The sequence below is a fragment of the Pseudonocardia sp. C8 genome, from assembly GCF_014267175.1.
GTDB lineage: Bacteria > Actinomycetota > Actinomycetes > Mycobacteriales > Pseudonocardiaceae > Pseudonocardia.
The window spans coordinates 4,334,521-4,352,646 of sequence record NZ_JACMTR010000002.1 but is presented as its reverse complement, the minus strand read 5'-3'; the positions used below and the strand labels follow the sequence as shown (position 1 = coordinate 4,352,646).

The 18,126-nt window shown below is 74.3% G+C and carries 19 protein-coding genes; 7 read left to right on the top strand and 12 right to left on the bottom strand.

Annotated features, from left to right (window positions below; genetic code table 11):
• Nucleotides 1–187 precede the first annotated feature (187 nt).
• Entirely contained in the window at nt 188–832 is a 645-nt protein-coding gene (locus tag H7X46_RS30835) for a phosphatase PAP2 family protein (protein ID WP_186360983.1), read from the bottom strand.
• Nucleotides 833–961: 129 nt separating this feature from the next.
• Here H7X46_RS30835 and rfbC point away from each other — a divergent pair, with 129 nt between their 5' ends.
• Together rfbC and H7X46_RS20720 are read left to right on the top strand one after the other, a co-directional pair.
• Entirely contained in the window at nt 962–1,531 is a 570-nt protein-coding gene (gene rfbC, locus H7X46_RS20725) for a dTDP-4-dehydrorhamnose 3,5-epimerase (RefSeq protein ID WP_186360982.1), read from the top strand.
• The gene (locus H7X46_RS20720) at nt 1,528–2,811 is read left to right on the top strand and encodes an NAD(P)H-dependent oxidoreductase (RefSeq protein WP_186360981.1); all 1,284 of its coding nucleotides are present in this window, start codon (nt 1,528–1,530) and stop codon (nt 2,809–2,811) included. The genes rfbC and H7X46_RS20720 overlap by 4 nt, the downstream gene beginning before the upstream one ends.
• Nucleotides 2,812–2,821: 10 nt before the next feature.
• Here the strand turns inward: H7X46_RS20720 and H7X46_RS20715 are convergent, their stop codons facing one another.
• From H7X46_RS20715 to H7X46_RS20705, 3 genes are all read right to left on the bottom strand, one after another.
• A complete protein-coding gene (locus tag H7X46_RS20715) occupies nt 2,822–3,583 on the bottom strand; it encodes a metallophosphoesterase (RefSeq protein ID WP_186360980.1) in 762 nt (253 codons plus the stop codon).
• Entirely contained in the window at nt 3,471–4,628 is a 1,158-nt protein-coding gene (locus tag H7X46_RS20710; protein WP_255426182.1) for a Gfo/Idh/MocA family protein, read from the bottom strand. The genes H7X46_RS20715 and H7X46_RS20710 overlap by 113 nt, the downstream gene beginning before the upstream one ends.
• Before the next feature lie 272 nt (nt 4,629–4,900).
• Entirely contained in the window at nt 4,901–5,494 is a 594-nt protein-coding gene (locus H7X46_RS20705; protein ID WP_186360979.1) for a TetR/AcrR family transcriptional regulator, read from the bottom strand.
• A gap of 63 nt (nt 5,495–5,557) precedes the next feature.
• On the opposite strand from H7X46_RS20705, the gene H7X46_RS20700 reads away from it, so the two are divergent.
• On the top strand, nt 5,558–5,950 hold the full coding sequence (locus H7X46_RS20700) for a DUF6463 family protein (protein ID WP_186360978.1): 393 nt from the start codon (nt 5,558–5,560) through the stop codon (nt 5,948–5,950).
• Between the two features lie 26 nt (nt 5,951–5,976).
• A complete protein-coding gene (locus tag H7X46_RS20695; protein WP_186360977.1) occupies nt 5,977–6,570 on the top strand; it encodes a dihydrofolate reductase family protein in 594 nt (197 codons plus the stop codon).
• A gap of 67 nt (nt 6,571–6,637) precedes the next feature.
• Here the strand turns inward: H7X46_RS20695 and H7X46_RS20690 are convergent, their stop codons facing one another.
• The 4 genes from H7X46_RS20690 to H7X46_RS20675 all read right to left on the bottom strand — a co-directional run bounded on the left by H7X46_RS20690 (nt 6,638) and on the right by H7X46_RS20675 (nt 8,455).
• Nucleotides 6,638–6,970: a GYD domain-containing protein gene (locus H7X46_RS20690; RefSeq protein ID WP_186360976.1), complete on the bottom strand. Its 333-nt coding sequence runs from the start codon at nt 6,968–6,970 to the stop codon at nt 6,638–6,640.
• A 222-nt stretch (nt 6,971–7,192) separates the two neighbouring features.
• Nucleotides 7,193–7,615, bottom strand: a complete 423-nt coding sequence (locus H7X46_RS20685) for an ester cyclase (protein WP_186360975.1) — start codon at nt 7,613–7,615, stop codon at nt 7,193–7,195.
• Between the two features lie 121 nt (nt 7,616–7,736).
• On the bottom strand, nt 7,737–8,090 hold the full coding sequence (locus tag H7X46_RS20680; RefSeq protein WP_186360974.1) for a nuclear transport factor 2 family protein: 354 nt from the start codon (nt 8,088–8,090) through the stop codon (nt 7,737–7,739).
• On the bottom strand, nt 8,087–8,455 hold the full coding sequence (locus tag H7X46_RS20675; RefSeq protein WP_186360973.1) for a cupin domain-containing protein: 369 nt from the start codon (nt 8,453–8,455) through the stop codon (nt 8,087–8,089). The genes H7X46_RS20680 and H7X46_RS20675 overlap by 4 nt, the downstream gene beginning before the upstream one ends.
• Before the next feature lie 95 nt (nt 8,456–8,550).
• Here H7X46_RS20675 and H7X46_RS20670 point away from each other — a divergent pair, with 95 nt between their 5' ends.
• Nucleotides 8,551–11,682 carry a BTAD domain-containing putative transcriptional regulator gene (locus H7X46_RS20670; RefSeq protein WP_186360972.1) on the top strand — a complete coding sequence of 1,044 codons (3,132 nt, stop codon included), beginning with the start codon at nt 8,551–8,553 and terminating at the stop codon, nt 11,680–11,682.
• Nucleotides 11,683–11,738: 56 nt separating this feature from the next.
• Here H7X46_RS20670 and H7X46_RS20665 read toward each other — a convergent pair whose 3' ends face one another.
• From H7X46_RS20665 to rfbD, 4 genes are all read right to left on the bottom strand, one after another.
• Nucleotides 11,739–12,419, bottom strand: coding sequence for a GPP34 family phosphoprotein (locus H7X46_RS20665; protein ID WP_186360971.1), 681 nt, complete (start codon nt 12,417–12,419; stop codon nt 11,739–11,741).
• 378 nt (nt 12,420–12,797) lie between these two features.
• Nucleotides 12,798–14,753, bottom strand: coding sequence for a hypothetical protein (locus H7X46_RS20660; RefSeq protein ID WP_186360970.1), 1,956 nt, complete (start codon nt 14,751–14,753; stop codon nt 12,798–12,800).
• Between the two features lie 13 nt (nt 14,754–14,766).
• Complete coding sequence (gene rfbA / locus H7X46_RS20655; RefSeq protein ID WP_186360969.1) at nt 14,767–15,660, bottom strand: glucose-1-phosphate thymidylyltransferase RfbA; 894 nt, start codon at nt 15,658–15,660, stop codon at nt 14,767–14,769.
• Complete coding sequence (rfbD, locus tag H7X46_RS20650) at nt 15,657–16,493, bottom strand: dTDP-4-dehydrorhamnose reductase (RefSeq protein WP_186360968.1); 837 nt, start codon at nt 16,491–16,493, stop codon at nt 15,657–15,659. The genes rfbA and rfbD overlap by 4 nt, the downstream gene beginning before the upstream one ends.
• A 71-nt stretch (nt 16,494–16,564) precedes the next feature.
• Here rfbD and rfbB point away from each other — a divergent pair, with 71 nt between their 5' ends.
• Together rfbB and H7X46_RS20640 are read left to right on the top strand one after the other, a co-directional pair.
• A complete protein-coding gene (gene rfbB / locus H7X46_RS20645) occupies nt 16,565–17,524 on the top strand; it encodes a dTDP-glucose 4,6-dehydratase (RefSeq protein WP_186360967.1) in 960 nt (319 codons plus the stop codon).
• On the top strand, nt 17,521–18,126 hold the full coding sequence (locus H7X46_RS20640) for a dTDP-4-dehydrorhamnose 3,5-epimerase family protein (protein WP_186360966.1): 606 nt from the start codon (nt 17,521–17,523) through the stop codon (nt 18,124–18,126). The genes rfbB and H7X46_RS20640 overlap by 4 nt, the downstream gene beginning before the upstream one ends.

The following is an 18,126-nucleotide window of genomic DNA, read 5'->3' as shown; positions in this document are numbered from 1 at the left end:
GAGGCCGACGGGGGTGTCCCGTCGAACCCACCGCAGTCTCTCGGACGCCGGATTCCACAACATCAGTTCCCCCTGTCACCCGTGGCGGAGGGGGACTCTCGGATCGCGGCGTAAGCGTTAGCGTGCTCAGGTCATTTTTTCCGGATGAGGCTGAACGGCAGAATGTAGCTCGATGCGGATGGTCCGATCAGTCCGAAATTCGCGGCCCTTTTGCGTGCTGTCTTTCGGCTATTCGGTCGATGAGGAACGCGGTCGAAAGGACGCCGGCGACGCCGGCGACGGCACCGGCCAGGATGTCGCTCGGCACGTGCAGCCCGTTCGTGATCAGCGTCGTTCCCATGATCACGGTCACCGCGACGACGACCGGTGCGCCCGCCACCCGCGGAACCCGGCGCCCGGCCAGCCGGGGGCCGACGAGCAGCACGACCATCGCGGTGCACACCGCGGCCGTGGTGTGCCCGCTGGGCAGTGCGTCCCCGCCGTTGAGGGTCCGGCCGATCGCGGGTTGCAGGAGCAGGACCGCCGCGCCGCAGGCCACGGGCCCTGCGGTGGCGAGGGCGACGCACCGCCACATCCGGCGGGCGGCCGCGACCAGGGCCAGCAGCGCGCAGATCCCGGTCGTGCCGACCGGTCCGAGCACGAGGATCGTCGGGCGCAATGCGTCCGACCAGGCGCCCGCGGCGGACACGACGGCCGCGTCGACCAGGAGGTCCCAGCGGTCCGGCCCGGTCACACCGTGGTAGCGGACGGCGAGCAGCGCGAGCACCGCCGTCGCGACCGCCGTCGTGGCTGCGGCGTCCAGGCGGTACCGGATCAGAGAGGCGTCGTCCACGTCACGGCCAGCCTACGACGTGCCGCCCCGGTGAGCGCCCGGCTCCGGAGGGCGCCCGGCACCTGTACCGTCGCTCACGAAGTGCGGGGCGGGAGCAACGCCTCCGCCGGGATGGGCGACCCTAGGAACATGGACATCCACCCGACCACGCTCCCCGGATCGGCGCTGATCGACCTCAAGCGCCTCGAGGACGACCGCGGGTTCTTCGCCCGCGCGTTCTGCGAGCAGGAGTTCGTCGACGCCGGGCTCGACCCCACGATCACCCAGTGCAACCTCTCGTACAACCACGAGGCGGGCACGCTGCGCGGCTTCCACTACCAGCTGGAGCCCAACGCCGAGGTCAAGGTCATCCGCTGCGTCCGTGGCGCGATCTACGACGTGATCGTCGACCTGCGGCCCGACTCGGACACCTACCTGCAGTGGTTCGGGGCCGAGCTGTCCCAGGACAACTACCGGGCCATGTACGTGCCGCGGAACTTCGCGCACGCCTACCTGACCCTCACCCCGGACGCGACGACGATCTACCAGGTCTCCACGCCGTACACCCCGGGCGCCGAGCGGGGCCTGCGCTGGAACGACCCGACGATCGGTGTCGAGTGGCCGGTCGAGGTCACGACCGTGTCCGACAAGGACGCCAACTGGCCGCTGCTGGCCGACAACCCGGACTTCGCCGACACCCTCTCCGGAGCCCGCCGATGATCATCCTGGACACCGCACTGGCCAAGCGCGCCGCCGAGAACCGGCCGATCCGCGTCGGCCTGGTCGGGGCCGGCTTCATGGGCCGCGGCCTGGTCAACCAGATCGTCAACTCGACCCCGGGCATGGACGTCGTCGCGATCGCGAACCGGACCGTGCCGACCGCCGTCCGGGCCTACACCGAGGCGGGCCTGGAGCCCACCGAGGTCTCCACGACGGCCGAGGTGGAGGCCGCGATCGCCGCGGGCACCCCCGCCGTCCTCGGTGACGCGTTCGCGCTGCTCGCGGCGGAGAACATCGACGTGCTCGTCGACGTCACCGGCGCGGTCGAGTTCGGCGCCCAGGTCACCGTCGCCGCGATCGAGCGGGGCCTGCCGGTCGTCACCATGAACGCCGAGCTGGACGGCACCGTCGGCCCGCTGCTCGCGCACCGGGCGCGGGAGGCCGGCGTCGTGCTCACCGGGGCGGACGGAGACCAGCCGGGCGTCCAGGGGAACCTGCTGCGGTTCGTGAAGGGCCTCGGCGTGACCCCGCTGGTCGCGGGCAACATCAAGGGCCTGCAGGACGAGTACCGCACCCCCACCACCCAGAAGGCGTTCGCCGAGAAGTGGGGCCAGGACCCGTACATGGTCACCAGCTTCGCCGACGGCACCAAGGTGTCGTTCGAGCAGGCGATCGTGGCCAACGCGCACGGGTTCACCGTCGGCAAGCGCGGCATGTACGGCCGGGACCACCACGGCCACGTCGACGAGCTGACCCAGCTGTACGACGTCGACGAGCTCCGCGCGCTGGGTGGGGTCGTGGACTACGTGGTCGGGGCCAAACCCGGCCCCGGCGTCTACGTGCTCGGCACCCACGACGACCCGAAGCAGCGGCACTACCTGAACCTGTACAAGCTCGGCGAGGGCCCGCTGTACAGCTTCTACACGCCGTACCACCTGTGCCACTTCGAGGTCCCGAACACCATCGTGCGGGCCGTGGACTTCGCCGACGCCGCGCTCACCCCGTCCGGTGGGCAGCGGGTCGACGTCGTCGCCACCGCCAAGCAGGACCTGAAGGCCGGGCACACGCTCGACGGGCTGGGCGGCTACGACACCTACGGCGTCGCGGAGGCCTCGCCGGTGACCCGCTCGGAGCGGCTGCTGCCGATGGGCGTCGCCGAGGGATGCGTGCTGACCCGCGACGTCGCCAAGGACGCGGTGCTCACCTACGACGACGTGACGCTGCCCCCGGGGCGGCTGATCGATGCGCTGCGGGAGGAGCAGGAGAAGCTCTTCTCCTGACGGTGCGCAATCATGGCCTCGGTGCTCCCGCACGCCGGGCGTGTCGGCGCACGTATCGCCACGGACGAGGGCGGCGCTGCACGACCGCTGGTAGCCCGACGGCTCGCAGCGCCCGCAACGTCGCCGTCGGGTCGTACGGCTCGGCCCGCAGCCGCACCTCGTTGCGGTCGGTGTCGACCACGGCGAACCGCACCAGCGGCCGTCGCTCCAGGTTTCTCGACTGGCCGACCGCGCCCGGGTTGACGAGGACGGGCCCGCCCGGGTCCGGCCTCACCGTCACGTCACGGCGCCCGTCGTGCGCGCGCACGAGTGTCGCCCCGGTAGTGCACACCCATGACCGGTGGGTGTGGCCGAGCACGAGCGCGCGCACGTCCGGCCCCGGCAGATCCTCGAGGAGCTCCCGGGCACGCGACCGGTCACGGACGTACTCGCGCGGGTCGGCGGGAGCTCCGTGGGCAAGGACGAAGTCGGTGCCGTCGATCGACCGCGGCAGCGCCGCAAGCCACGCACGGTGCTCCACCCGGAGGACGTTGCGCGTCCAGCGCAGGGACCGGCGGGCCAGTGGGCCGGCGCCGCCGTCGTCGAGCGCGCCGACGGCAATCAGGTCGTGGTTGCCCGCGACGCAGACGACACCGAGCTCGGCGATGGTCTCGATGCATTCATGGGGGTGCGGCCCGTAGCCCACGACGTCGCCCGCGCACAGCCACCCGTCCACGCCGATCCTGCGGAGCCCGTCGATCGCGGTGCGTAGGGCGGGCAGGTTGGCGTGCACATCGCTGATGACTCCGAAAGTCGCGCACGCGGACCGGCTCGCCGAGCATGGTCGCCCGGTCGGCCGCGGACAGCACGCGAACGACGTCGAGCCCGCGCTCTCCGGGGGTCCGGCACTCCGCACCGGTGCGGACGCAGTCGATGAAGTGCTGGTCCTGCACCAGGAGCGGTTCCCGGAACGGGACGAAGGGCGAGACGATGTCCCCCGTCCGATAGGTCATCGGCACCGAATGGGCCGCGCTCGGGTCGTCGATGCAGGCCGGGTCGACCCCGATGTCGTAGATCCGGATCCGCTCGTTGTCGGACATGTCGTCGTAGACGGCCATCTTCCGCTCGCCGATGACGGTGATCGTGCGGACCTTCCGGGGGTTGAGCCAGCTGACGTGGACGAACGCGTGTGTCCGGGCCGTCTCGAAATCGAGGCGGAGGTACGCCATGTCGGAGTGCCGGACCCCGAGATTTCGCTTGGCCCATACCGATGCCGCGGACGGCATCTCGTCGAGCAGGAATGACACGATGGAGATGTCGTGCGGCGCGAGGTCCCACACGACGTCCACATCCGCCTGGTACCGGCCCAGGCTCAGTCGCTGAGCGTCGATGTAGAGGACCCGGCCGAGCTCGCCGCTCCGGACCACCTCCTTCAGCTTCCAGACCGCCGGGTTGTACTCGAAGGTGTGCCCGGTCATCAGCAGCGCACCGCTTCGCCGGGACAGGTCGACGAGATCCTCGGCGTCCTCGACGCTCGTCGTCAGGGGCTTCTCGACGAGCGTGTGCCGACCCGCCGAGAGCGCGGTACGCGCGAGTTCGGCGTGTGAACCCGGCGGGGCCGCGACGACGACGGCGTGCACGCGGTCGAGGGCGTAGTCGAGGGACCGGCAGCGTTCGGCCGCCGGATACTGGGCAGCTGCTTCCGCCAGCCGGTCGTCGTCGGCATCCACCACCATCACCTCGACGCCCGGAAGCGTGCTGAGGACACGGACGTGCTTCGACCCCCAGTAGCCGTAACCGACCACCGCCACACGGGTGCATCCGGTCGGATCAGTCATGTCCCGCCCTTTCGTTCGTCGGCGGAGCGCAGCCCAGCGGGCCGTCTGGTGGATGGTGTCGTGCCCGCGTGGGGCGCGGTGACGGTCGTGACCATCGCGCAGGGTGTTACGGAGGGGAGCGACATTCCAGGCGTGGTTGGGCCAAACGGGGTGCGTGCCTCGACTGAAAGGGTGTACGACGGCCGCACTGGCAACTGCGTGTCATGAATGTTGGTCTCGACCAGGAGGCGAGTGGGGCGTGGCCGGGTCGGTTCCGGCTCACGGGCGTCGCACTACGGCTCGTCGCGCTCCCCGCCCCGCGCCTCCAGAACCTCGATCAACCGCTCCCACAGGCGCGCCTGCTCCGCCACGAGCACCTGCGGCACCGTGTGCCCGGCTCCCACCATGACGAGATAGATCATCGTCGCGACGTCGTCGGCGAGCTCGGTGTCGTCGATGGCGGCCCGGCACTGCCGCCGGACGTACGCCACGCGGGTGCGGTCGACACGCTCGAGATGCCGGCGCGCCTCGTCGTCCTGGCCGGCCCAGGTGCGGACCCGCGGCTCGAGGGTGTCGTGGGCGTCGTCCGCCACGATCGCCCGGACGAGCGCGCGCAGCTTCTCCGTGCCGTCGGCCGCCGGGAGCTCCTCGACGAGGTCGATGAACGCCCGGGTCTCGCGCTCCTCGAAGTGCTCCAGCAGCGCGGTCCGGTAGCCGGTCATGCCCGCGAAGTGGTGGTAGAAGGAGCCCTTGCTCAGGCCGAGCCGCTCGCAGAGCGCCTCGATGGTCACGGCGGTGATGCCGGACGTCGCCAGGAGGTCGAGGCCCGCGTCGAGCCACCGGCGCCGCGGTGTCGCCGCCGGGGCGCTCTCACGCGGTCGGCGCATCGCCAGGACCTCCGATCGGCCATACCATGAGGTATGGTACGGCATCGACAGAAGGGCGGCGGCATGAAGCTGTCGAGGTGCGCGGGGTTCTGGACGGTGGTGCTCGCGGCGGTCCACGTGGCCGCAACACCGGTGGTCTACCGCGACTCGGCCCGCAGCATCGTCGACGCCGGCGTGCTCGGAGCCCTCGACGCCGACCCGGCGCAGGCGACCGTGCGCGGTGCGGCCTTCTGGTACGCGACCGCGGGCCTGCTGCTGGGGCTCGTCGGGGCGGGGGTGACGGCGGCGGAGCGGCGCGGTGACGGGGTGCCCCGCGGGTTCGCCCCGGCCATGGCGGCGACCGGCCTGTGGGGCGTGCTGCTCACCCCGGTGTCGGGCTTCTGGCTGTTCCTCCCGATCGCCTGGCTCGCCCGGCGCAACACCGCGGCCGCGCGCCCCGCGCCCGCGGCGACCTGACCGAACGCACGGAGGAGAACGCCACGATGGCCGTGACCGTGGACCTGTCCGTCTCGCTGGATCTGATCGCCGCCGGCGAGGACCAGACCCGGGAGCACCCGTTCGGCAGCCGGCTGGGCGACGCCGAGCAGCTGCACGCGTGGATGTTCGAGCACCCCGACGACAACGCCGACGAGCTCGCGGCGATGACCGCGCCGGCCGCGTATGTCATGGGCCGGCACATGTTCGGCCCCGACCGCGGGGAGTGGGATCTCGACTGGACGGGCTGGTGGGGCCCCGAGCCGCCTTACCACGGCCCCGTCTTCGTGGTCTGCTCCCGGCCGCGGGAGTCGGTGGAGATGGACGGCGGGACGACGTTCCACTTCGTCACCGACGGCGTCGAGGCCGCGGTCGCGCAGGCCGTGCGCGCGGCGGGCGACGGGGACGTCGCGATCGCCGGCGGCCCCACCACGATCAACGCCGGCCTGCGCGCGGGGCTCGTCGACGAGCTACGGCTGCACATCGCGCCGATCACGGTGGGGGAGGGGCTGCGGATCTTCGACGGGGTGGGTGAGCTGTCGCTCCGGCCGTTGTCGTCCCGGACCACACCCCACGTCACGCACGTGACCTGGCGGCGCTGACCAGCCGCCCTCGTTCGACGCGGCTGCCGCACCGGTGCCCGTTCGTGCTCGGTCGGACCTTCCGGGGTCAGGTCCCCGGTGCTGGATAGGAACCCGCTGCCTGGCCGGCCTTGCCCAGCACCGAGCGCAACCGTTCCGGTTCGATCAACTCGTGGGTGCGGACGTTGCGGAACGCCCCGCTGCTCGCCACCGCGATCGCCGCCGCAGCGGCGGCCTCGGCGTCCGGGACGTCGCAGATCGCCATCCCGTCGGTCTCCCCGAACATGAAGTAGAGGGACTCCAACGTGCCGCCGACGGGCTCCAGCACGGCCCGCGCCGCGGCGGCGCGATCCCCGGGATTGTCGATCATCTTGCGCCATGCTTCGGGGGTGTAGGAGAAGAACAGCACGTACCTGGTCATCACGCCTCCGTCTGGTCGGCCGGTCGCTGCCGAACTCGCCGGCTCCCGGCCCCGGGTTACGGGCTGGCGATCCGGGCGCGGTCGCGAACCTGCCGGGACGCAGCCGGGTTCCGGGCGAGCGCCGCCCGGCGGCAGGAGGCCAGGCACGACCGGCCGCGGCGACCTGCGTCGGCCGCCGCGGTCGTGGCCAGGGGCCGGTCCACCAAACCGGCCCGGGCCGGCTCAGCCGTGCGGCGGTGGCATGTGCCCGAGCTGGACCAGCATGCTGACCTGGTCGTAGTACAGCTCGCCGCGCACGATCCGGCCGTCGGCGTCGTAGCTCATGATCTCGCAGAAGGGCATGCTCATGCTGCGGCCGGTGGCCGGCATCGGGCCGAGCGCGCCGTCGTTGGTCCCGGTCCCGGTGAACTGGGCGATGCTGCGGTCGGCGCCCTCGGTGTAGCGGACGTCGGTGACCGCGGCGTCCGAGAACCCGGTGACCCAGCCGGAACGCAGGTAGTCCACGAACTGCCCGGCGCCCTTGACGGTCAGCCCGCGCGGGTGGTCGACGTACTCGGCGTCCGGGGCGAAATCGCGGATCACCTCGTCCCAGTCCCGGCGGTTGAACGCCTCGTGCGCGTCCCGGTGCTTGTCGACGTTGCTCATGATGCGCTCCCTTCGGAGCCGCCGGTGCGCCGTTCCTGGGCTCCGTCGGGCACCGATCGGCATGCGGTACTCGCACCCCCTCCGGACCGGGTTACGGGTCGGACTCGACGGCTCGGGAGCGTCACCCCTTCACGTACGACAGCTTCCCGGCGACCCGCCCGTCCCGGACCGTGAAGACGTCGACGCCCCGGACATGGCCGCCCGCGAACGTGTAGCGCCACCGGGCGACGACGCGGTCGCCGGCCGCGAACATCTCCTCGGTCTCGAACACGGCGCCGGGCGAGCTCGCGAACAGCGCCTCCCAGGCGGCGCGGACCTCCTGCGCTCCCACGTGCCGCCGGCCGTCGGGTGGTGTCGTGTCCTCGAAGACGCAGTCCGGGGTCATCGCGGCCATGACGGCGTCGACGTCCTTGGCGTCGAACGCGGTGGTGAACCGCCCTACCGCGTCGAGCGCGGTCGCGGAGGCGGTCGTCATCGTTCCTCCTGCTGCGCGTAGTGCGACACCCCGTTCCAGTCGATCACGACGACGGGCGTGTCCCCGACCACCCAGGCGTCGTGCCCGGACGGCAGCGCGGTGACCTGGCCCGGCGTCGCGTCGAACTCCTGCCCGTCCCGGGACCGCACGCGCAGCGTCCCGGCCACGTGGTACTGGAAATGGGGCGCCTCGCACCAGTCGGTGCCGGCGAGCGGCTTGACGTCGTTCGACCACCGCCAGCCCGGCTGCAGGGTCAGCCGGCCGACCTCGCCACCGCCGATGCGCACCAGGTCGAGGCTGCCGTGCGGGAACTCGCGGGTCTCGTCGGGGCTGGCGAAGTCCGACTGCTCGTAGGGGATGTTCATGATGCCCTCCGCTCTCGGAATCGGGTGCCGTGGACGCTAGGCAGCCGGCCTGGCGAGGACCTTGCAGCTCGCTGGCGGGCGAGGACGATGGGCGGATGGCCGGAACGCGCCTCGAGCTGCTCGGGCGGTTCCGCGTCCTCCGTGCCGGCGTCGAGGTGCCGCCGCCGGCGTTCGGCGGCCGCAAGGTACGGACCCTGCTGCGGCTGCTGGCCGTCCGGCGCCCCGACCTGGTCCCGCACGACGTCCTGGCCGACGCCCTCTGGCCCGACCGGGTACCGGCCGACCCGGCAGGAAACCTCAACGTGCTGGTGCACCGGGCGCGCACCGCCGTCGGCGACCCGGGGCTCGTGGTCACCGGGCCGGGCGGGTACGCGCTGGGTCCGTGCACGGTGGACGCCGAGGAGTTCCTGGCGGCGACGGCGCGGGCCCGCCGCGCTGCCGCAGCGGATCCGGCGGGCGCGCTGCGTGCGGCGACCGTCGCGCTGGAGCTGTGGGGTGAGCCGCTGCCCGAGGACACCTACGCCGACTGGGCCCGCGAGCCACGCGAGCGGCTGCTGCGGGCCCGGGTCGAGGCGCTGGAGGCCGCCGCCGAGGCGGCGCTGACCCTCGGGGACCCGGGCGCCGCCGCCGGGCACGCGGCTCGGGCGGTGGCCGCCGACCCGCTGCGGGAACCGGCGGTGCTCGTGCTCGCCCGGGCCCTGGCCGCGGCCGGCGACCGGGCGGGGGCACTGGCCCGGCTGGCCGACCTGCGCCGGGCGCTGGCCGACGAGCTGGGCGTCGACCCGTCGCCGCGGGCCGCGGCGCTGCAGCGGTCGCTGCTGCACGGGGACCTGCCGCCGACCGGGCAGGCGTCGCCGTCGGCGTTCGGGGAGCTGCCCTTCGTCGGCCGGGACGCCGAGCTCGCCGCCGTGCACCGGACCCTCGCGGCGGGCGGGGTCGCGGCCGTGGCCGGGGTCGCGGGCGTGGGCAAGTCCCGGCTGCTGGCCGAGGTGGTCCGCCGCTCCGGGCGGCCGGTGGTCGCCGCACGCGCCGTCCTGCCGGAGCTGGCCGACGCCTGGGGACTGGCCGGGTCGCTGTTGCGCGCGGCCCTGGCCGTCGACGACGCCGTGGCCGCCGCGGTCCCGGCACTGGCCCGCGACGCGCTGGCCGGGCTGCTGCCCGAGCTCGGCGGCCGTCCCGTCGTGCTCGACGGCGAGACCCGCCGCGCCCTGCAGCTCGCCGGCGGAGTGCGGATGCTGGAGGCCGCGGCGGCGGCCGACGCGCTCCTCGTCGTCGACGACCTGCAATGGGCCGACCCGTCCAGCCTCGGCCTGCTGGGCAGCGCGCTGGCCCGGCTGCCGCGGCTGGCCGCCGTCCTCGCGTTCCGCCCCGACGAGCTGCGCCCGGGGGTGCTGGCAGACCTGCGTGCGGTCCGGGAGATGTCCGACGTGCCGCTCGGGCCGCTCTCCGCATCGGCGCTGGGCGCGCTCGTCGGCAACGCCGAGCTCGCGCAGGCGCTGGGGGAGTCGACCGACCGCACGCCGTTCGCGGTCGCCGAGGTACTGCGCGAGCTGGTCACGCGGGACGCGGTCGACGCCGGTCCCGACGGCTGGCACCCGCGCGAGCACGACGTGGCCGGGCTGGCGGTCGACCTCGGGCGCGCGGGCCAGCGCCGGGCGATCCACCGCCGCGTGGAGCGGCACGCCGCCGGCGCGGACACACTCGCCGTGGTCGCCCTGCTGGCCAGGGAGGCCCCGGCCCGCACCGTCGCCGCAGCCACCGGACACGGCGAGGCCGCGACCATGGACGAGCTGGCCGGGCTGGCGGACGCGGGGCTGCTGCGGCTCGGCGGGCGTGGCTGGACCACCGCGCACGACCTGGTCGGCGAGACCGTCGTCGCCGGGCTGCCCGCCGGCGAGCGAGCGAGGCTGCACGGCGCGCTGGCCCGTGCCCTGGAGACCGGCGACGCCGACCCGTCCGAGATCGCCCGGCACCACCGGGAGTCCGGTGACGCCGCGGCGGCCGCAGCCGCGTACGCGTCCGCCGCGACCGGCGCGCTCGACGGCCATGCCACCCGGGAGGCCCGCACGCTCGCCGACGCCGGGCTCGCGCTCGATCCGCGCCCGCCCGTCCGCGCCACGTTGCTCGACGTGCGGGCCGAGGCGCGGGCCGCACACGGCGACCTCGCCGGCGCGCTCGCCGACCTGCGCGCCGCGGTGCCCCTGTCCACCGGCGGGAACCGGGCGCGGCGGCTGGCCCGCCTGGCCATGCTCACCTCCGGTGCGCAGGACCCGCACCGCGCCGCCGACCTCGCCGAGCTGGCGCTGATCGGTGCGGCGGACGACGACGCCGCCCGCGCGGTCGCGCTGGAGACCGCCGCGATCCTCGACATGAACCTCGGGCGGCCCGAGCGGGCCACCGAGCGGGCCGACGCGGCCCTGGCGTTGTTCCGCCGGCTCGGTGACGAACGCGGGGTGGCCCGGATCCTCGACGGCCGGGCGATGGCCACGTTCCTCGACGGCCGGATCGTCCCGGCCCTCGCGGTGTTCGAGCGGGTCGCGCAGCTGTTCACCGAGTCGGGCGACCTGCTGCGGGTGGTCACCCCGCGCTCGACCCGCGGGCACGGGCTGGTGTTCCACGGACGCCCTGCCGACGGGCTCGCCGAGACCTCGGCGGCGCTGCGGATCGCCCGGGATCTCGACGCCCCCGAGGCGCAGGCCTACGCCCTGTGGCATCGCTCCGAGGCGCTGTCCGCGCTCGGCCGGGGGGAGGAGGCCGAGGCCGACGCCGTCGAGGCGCTGCGGCTCGCGCGGTCCCTCGGCCACCGCGGCTGGACCGCGACGGCGCACCGCGCCCGGGGGATCGCGCTGGAGGCCCGCGGCCGGCTCGACGACGCCGCCGCGGCCTACGCCGCCTCCGCCGCCGCGGCCGGCGACGATCTCGCCCTGTTCGCCTCGTGGGCCGCCGCCCGCGCCGCGCTGGTCGCCGTCGAGACCGGCCGGCTCGCACCCGCGGCACCGCTCGTGCGCCGCGCGCTCGCCACCGGGCCCGCGCTGGGCCACTACGAGGCCCGGCTCGCCGCCGTCGAGCTGGCCGTGGCAGAAGGGGCAGCGGACGCCGACCGGCTCGCCGCCACGGCACTGGACGCCGCCCGCGCCGGAGGGCACGCCGCATCGGTCGCGCGGCTGCTCCGGCTCGCCCCCGGGCTCGACGCCGGCCTCCCGTCCCGGTCGTCACCAGGACGGTGACGGCCCCGGCCCGCCGCGGAACCCGGCCACGAGCCGCGTCACGGCCCCCGGCTCGATCAGCCGGATCCGGCCGTCACCACGACCGTGGTGGTGACGACGCTCGCCATCACCGCGGCCATCGCGGCGTCGTACTGGGCCTTGACGACCGGGTTGTCCTTCAGCCCCTTCGCGATCTCCTTCGCCCGCCGGAGCCCGGCCCTCCGCTGCTCGGAGTCCACGTCGGACAGCGCCGCCCGCACCTGCGACGTCGTGTTCAGCAGCGTGACGAGCAGGGCGTCGTGCGCGTCCGGCTCCACCCCGGTGACCAGGATCCCGCGCAGCCGCTCGCGCAGGGCGCGTTCCGGCCGCGGATCGGCCTCGGGGAGCCGGGTGGTGCGGAAGATCCCGAGGACCTTCCCCTCCTCCCGGGTGAGGACGCCGTCGTCGACCAGCCGCGCGGCGACGAGCTCGGCCGGCTTGGCATGCTTCCACGGGAGCGCGCCCGTCCAGTGCGCCACCGTGCGCGGCTTCGCGTCGGCGGCGATGGTCTCGTGGACCGCCCGCAGGGCCGGGTGCTCGGGCGCCCGGTCGCCCGGGTGCAGCCGCTTCTTCCCGTCCACGGTGACCGCGCCCCGCTCGATCAGGTCGCAGAGCAGCGCGCCGTGCAAGGTGCTCGGCTGGAACCAGCCGTCGGGCTTGCCGGTCTCGTCGTGCAGGCCGAGGAGCAGCAGTTCCTCGCTGAGCAGCAGATCCCCCATGGCGGCGACCGTAGCCGTACCGGACGGTCCACGCCTCCTCCCGGAGAACGAGCTCGCCGGGTGCGCGCAGCCGTGACTTGCCGACGACGGGCGGAGGGAGTACACCAATCCTCGCCGGGACGTCGGCAGGCCAAGGTCGAGCCGGAGGAGAAGGCTCGCCCTCCCGGCCGGAGTCTCCGGTTCGAGCCATCGGGCACCCACGCGAAGCACGCCGCGAGAAGGTAAGGGGGCCGTGGGTCTGCGTCAGCAGCCGACAACCGGCTGTTGCCGCCGAGACCGTCCACACGGCACCCCGTGTGCACGCTTGGTAACCCGGTCGCTCGAGCACGCCGGACGTCGCCCCGCCGGTCGGCGGGGCGGCTCCCCGGCCACGCCCCGTCACGGCTCCCGGCGGATCACCTCCGGGACACCCATCGCCTCCGGCCCGCGCCGGTCGGTGCGCAGCTCGACCGTCACCTCCCGCGAACCACGGGTGTGCCCCGCCACCAGCGACGCCCGCCGGTGCAGCGCCGCGGTGAGGACGAACCGGTGCTCCTCCGGCCGGGACAGCGAGAGCAGCCCGAGCGCCTCCGGGTTGCCCCGGCCGAGCCCGTCCAGCGACACCGCCGTGTCGTCCGGCCGCAGCAGCGGCACGCCGCGGCTGCGCAGGTCCCCGACCCGGGCCAGCGGGGCACCCGGTGCGTACGGGTCGCGGGTCGCCGAACCACCCGACATGGCGCGGAACAGGCGGGCCGGCATCGCGAACAGGGTCTCGAACAGGGTGGAGCCGGCGACCAGCGACATCGGTGACGACACGACCTCCAGCAGCGGCAGCGACGGCGCGTGACCCACGTAGCTGGAGTGGATGTCGCCGCCGACGGTGACCGTCGGCCGTCCGTCCCGGGCGGTCACCAGGCCGTCCCACAGCCGGGCGTACTGGTCGGGGTAGTCGGCGATCCCGACGTCGAGCGCCTTCTCCACCCGGGCGCCGATCGGGCGCTCGCGCAGCCGCGTCCGGTACGGCGGGACGAGCATCGGCTGCGGGCTCACCAGCACGAGGACCGGGGCGTCGGCGGCGATGGCCAGCACCCGGTCGACCGCGGCGTCGTCGACGAAGCTCGAGTAGCGGGGGTCCTCGGTCTGCCGGGTGCGGCGGGTGCGGGTGTCGAGCAGGACGACCTGCACCTGGTCGAGGTCGATCCGCTGCACGACCTGGTTCAGGGGCCGGTGCACCTCGCCCCGCGGGTCGTGGCGCGGGGGGCGGTGCGGGTCGGTGTCGTCGAGCTCGCCGCGGGTGATCCGGCCGGTGTCGCGGTCGCGCACGCTCGGCGTCTGGAACGAGCCGAACAGGTCGAACGCGGCGCGGCCCCACGCGTCCCACTCGTCGGGGTGCACCGGGTGGTAGCTCTGCACCAGCGGGTCCGACGGCGGCGGGCCCGGGTCCTCCGGGACCGGCACCTCCGTCCCGCTCTCGTGGCGCAGCACCGCGAGCCGGCGCCGCAGCCCGCCGCGCCCGGCGCGCGCGATGTTGGCGTAGGAGTGCCGCGCGGTCACCGAGGCGTGCGGCCAGTTGTTCCAGAACTCGTGGTCGTCGGGCAGGAACCAGTGCGGGCCGTGGCGCAGCAGCGCGCCCATCCCTTTGTGGACACGGCGCCGGTGTCCGTAGGTCTGCATGCCCCAGGACGTCCAGTACTCGAGCAGCCCGTAGGTGCGCGGGGTGCGGCGGGCCATCGTGCCGTAGAACTTCGCGGGCGCGTCGGCGTAGACCTGGTCGCCGGTGAGCAGCGTCAGGTCCGGTGCGGCGACCCGGTCGCGCAGGGTCCGGAACGCGGTGTCGAGCGCGTTGGTGGAGTCGGTGTCGGCGTCGTAGCAGGACCCGACCAGCGCGGTCAGCGCGCCGCCGACCGGGATCCGCGCGGGCAGCGTGCGCACCCGGCAGGACGCGCGGCAGTGCTCCTCGCGCAGACCGGGCGCCGGCGCCAGCTCGACGGTCGCCTCGCCCCAGGCGTCCGGCGCCAGGTGGTCGACGACGACGTGTCCGTGGAAGAACCGGGTCGTCGGCTTCCAGCCGGTGACGGCGCGCTCGCTGTCGAAGCCGAACCGCAGCAGCGTCGTCGTGACCGTCGCGTCGCCGGCCCCGCCGGTGACGGTCACCGTGGCGGTCAGGGTGTCGGCGTCGCAGCCGTGCACCAGGGTCCCGATCCACAGCCGGACGTGCCGGGGCCCGGCGTCCTTCCCGACGACGGCCAGGCCCGGCTCGATGTCGCCCTCCGGGCCGCCGCGGTGCCCGAGCAGCCACTGACCGATCCGGAACAGGGCGTGCTGGAAGCGCCGCACGGGCGTCGGCTCGTTCACGGCACTCACCCTGTCAGCGCGGGCGGCGGAACTGATCGGCCACCTGCATGACGTACTCGCCGTAGCCGGAGCCCGCCTGCCGCGCGCCGAGCGCATGGCAGGCGTCGGCGTCGATGAACCCCATCCGCAGGGCGACCTCCTCGACGCAGGCGATCCGCACGCCCTGGCGGTTCTCCAGGACGCGGACGTACTGGCCGGCCTCCATGAGCGACTCGTGGGTGCCGGTGTCGAGCCAGGCGAACCCGCGGCCGAGGTCCTGCAGCCGGGCGCGGCCCTGCTCCAGGTAGGCGCGGTTCACGTCGGTGATCTCGAGCTCGCCGCGGGCCGACGGCTCGATCTTCGCGGCGATGTCGGCGACCTGGTCGTCGTAGAGGTAGAGGCCGGTGATGGCCCGGTCGGAGCGGGGGTGCGCGGGCTTCTCCTCGATGGAGATCAGCTTCCCGTCGTCGTCGGCCTCGCCGACGCCGTAGCGTTCGGGGTCGCGGACGGGGTAGCCGAACAGCACGCAGCCGGCGTCACCGGAGGCGACCCGGGCGACCTGGCGGCGGAGCAGGTCACCGAACGAGGCGCCGTGGAAGATGTTGTCGCCCAGCACGAGCGCCGACGGGCCGCCGCGGACGTGGTCGGCGCCGATGACGAACGCCTCGGCCAGCCCGCGCGGCTGCTCCTGGGCCGCGTAGGTCAGCTGCAGGCCGAGGTCGGAGCCGTCGCCGAGGAGGCGCTGGAAGCCGGGCAGGTCGTGCGGGGTGGAGATCAGCAGGATCTCCCGGATGCCGGCCAGCATCAGCGTCGTCAGCGGGTGGTAGATCATCGGTTTGTCGTAGACCGGCAGCAGCTGCTTGGACACCGCCCGGGTCAGCGGGAACAGCCTGCTGCCGGTGCCGCCGGCGAGGACGATGCCCTTCACCGGGCCGCCCCCAGGTGCCGGGCGAGCGCGTCCCGCCACGGCGGCATCGCCACCCCGGACAGGGTCAGCCGGCTCAGGTCCAGCACCGAGTTCGCGGGCCGGCGGGCCAGGTGCGCCTTGTCGGCGGCGTACTCGGTGGTCGTGACCGGCCGGACGTCACCCGGGTCGCGGCCGCAGTGCGCGAACACCTCGGTGGCCAGGCCGTACCAGCTGACCGGTTCGCCGTCGTTGGTCACGTGGACGGTGCCGGTCTCCCCGCGGCCGGCGAGGGCGACCAGCGCGGCGGCGAGGTCACCGGCGAACGTCGGACGGCCCACCTGGTCGTCGACGACGGCCGGGCAGGCCCCGTCGCGGGCGAGCCGGGCCATCGTCGCGACGAAGTTGCCGCCGTCGCCGACCACCCAGCTGGTGCGGGCGACCAGGTGCCGGGGCGCGGCCCGCACCGCCAGCTCGCCGGCGGCCTTCGAGGCGCCGTACACGCCGAGCGGCGCGAGCGGGGTGTCCTCGGGCATCGGGCCGGGCACGGTGCCGTCGAAGACGTACTCGGTGGAGACGTGCACCAGCGTCACGCCGTGCCGGGCGGCCGCGGCGGCGAGGTGCGCGGGACCGAGCGCGTTCACCCGCCAGGCGGCGGCAGGCTCGGTCTCGGCCCGGTCGACGGCGGTGTAGGCGGCCGCGTTGAACACCACGTCGTACCGGGAGAAGTCGTGCGCGGCGACGGCGTCGGGGTCGCCGACGTCGAGGTCGTCCCGGCCCAGCGCCACCGCGTCCGGCAGGGCCGCGACCAGCGCCCGCCCGAGCTGCCCCCGGGCCCCCAGCACGCAGGCGCGCACGTGCCCACCTCCTCGTCGTCCGACCCGCCGACTCTGACACGCTGGCCGGACGCGGGATGAAGGAGGTCCGGGTGCGGATCGTGGTCACCGGGGGAGCCGGGTTCATCGGCTCGCACTTCGTGCGCACCCTGCTCGGGCAGGGCTACCCGGGGTACGACACCGCCGAGGTCGTCGTGCTCGACGCCTTCACCTACGCCGGGCGGGCCGAGAACCTCGCGCCGGTCGCGGACTCGCCGCGGCTGCGCGTCGAACGCGGTGACATCCGGGACCCGCGGCGGGTCGCCGAGGTGCTGCCCGGCGCGGACCTGGTCGTGCACTTCGCGGCGGAGACCCACGTGGACCGCTCGATCGCCGGGGCGGCGGACTTCGTGACCACCAACGTGGTCGGGACCCAGGTGCTGCTGCAGGCCGCTGTGGACGCACGCGTGGGCCGGTTCGTGCACGTCTCGACGGACGAGGTGTACGGCTCCGTCGAGGACGGCTCGTGGCCCGAGGACCACCCGCTGGAACCGAACTCGCCCTACAGCGCCGCGAAGGCCGGCAGCGACCTGCTGGCGCGCAGCTACCACCGCACCCACGGGCTGGACGTGGTGATCACCCGCTGCTCGAACAACTACGGCCCCTACCAGTACCCGGAGAAGGTGATCCCGCTGTTCGTCACCCGGCTGCTCGACGGCGGGAGGGTGCCGCTCTACGGCGACGGCGGCAACGTCCGCGACTGGCTGCACGTCGACGACCACTGCCACGGGATCGCGCTGGTCGCGGCGAAGGGGCGGGCCGGGGAGATCTACAACATCGGCGGCGGGACCGAGCTGACCAACCGCGAGCTGACCGGGCGGCTGCTGGCCGCGGTCGGCGCCGACTGGTCCCGCGTCGAGCACGTCCCGGACCGCAAGGGCCACGACCGCCGGTACTCGGTGGACTGGTCGAAGATCCGCGACGAGCTGGGGTACGCCCCGCGTGTCCCGTTCGAGCAGGGCCTGGCCGACACCGTGGCCTGGTACCGGGAGCACCGGAGCTGGTGGGCGTGAAGGCGACCGAGCTCGGCATCGACGGCGCCTGGCTGTTCGAGCCCACCACGTTCCCCGACGACCGGGGCTCGTTCACCGCGCCGTTCCAGGGCCCGGCGTTCCGCGCGGCGCTCGGGTTCGACCTGCAGGTCGCCCAGACCAACCAGTCGGTGAGCCGGCGCGGCGTGATCCGCGGGGTGCACTTCGCCGACGTGCCACCCGGGCAGGCCAAGTACCTCTACGTCGCGGCGGGCGCGGTCCGGGACGTGGTCGTGGACCTGCGGGTGGGGTCGCCGACGTTCGGCCGGCACGAGGTCGTCGAGCTCGACGCCGCGCACCCGCGGGCCGTCTACCTGGCCGAGGGCCTCGGGCACGCCTTCCAGGCCCTCACCGACCGCGCGGTGGTCGGGTACCTGTGCTCGACCCCCTACGACCCGGCCGCCGAGCACGGCGTCTCCCCGCTCGACCCGGACCTCGCCCTGCCGTGGGCCGAGGGGCTGGAGCCGGTGCTGTCGGCGAAGGACCGCGACGCCGTGACCGTGGCGCACGCGCTGGACACCGGGCTGTTACCCACGCGCAAAGCCTGCGACGCCCGGTACGCGCAGCTCCGGGCCGGCGGTTAG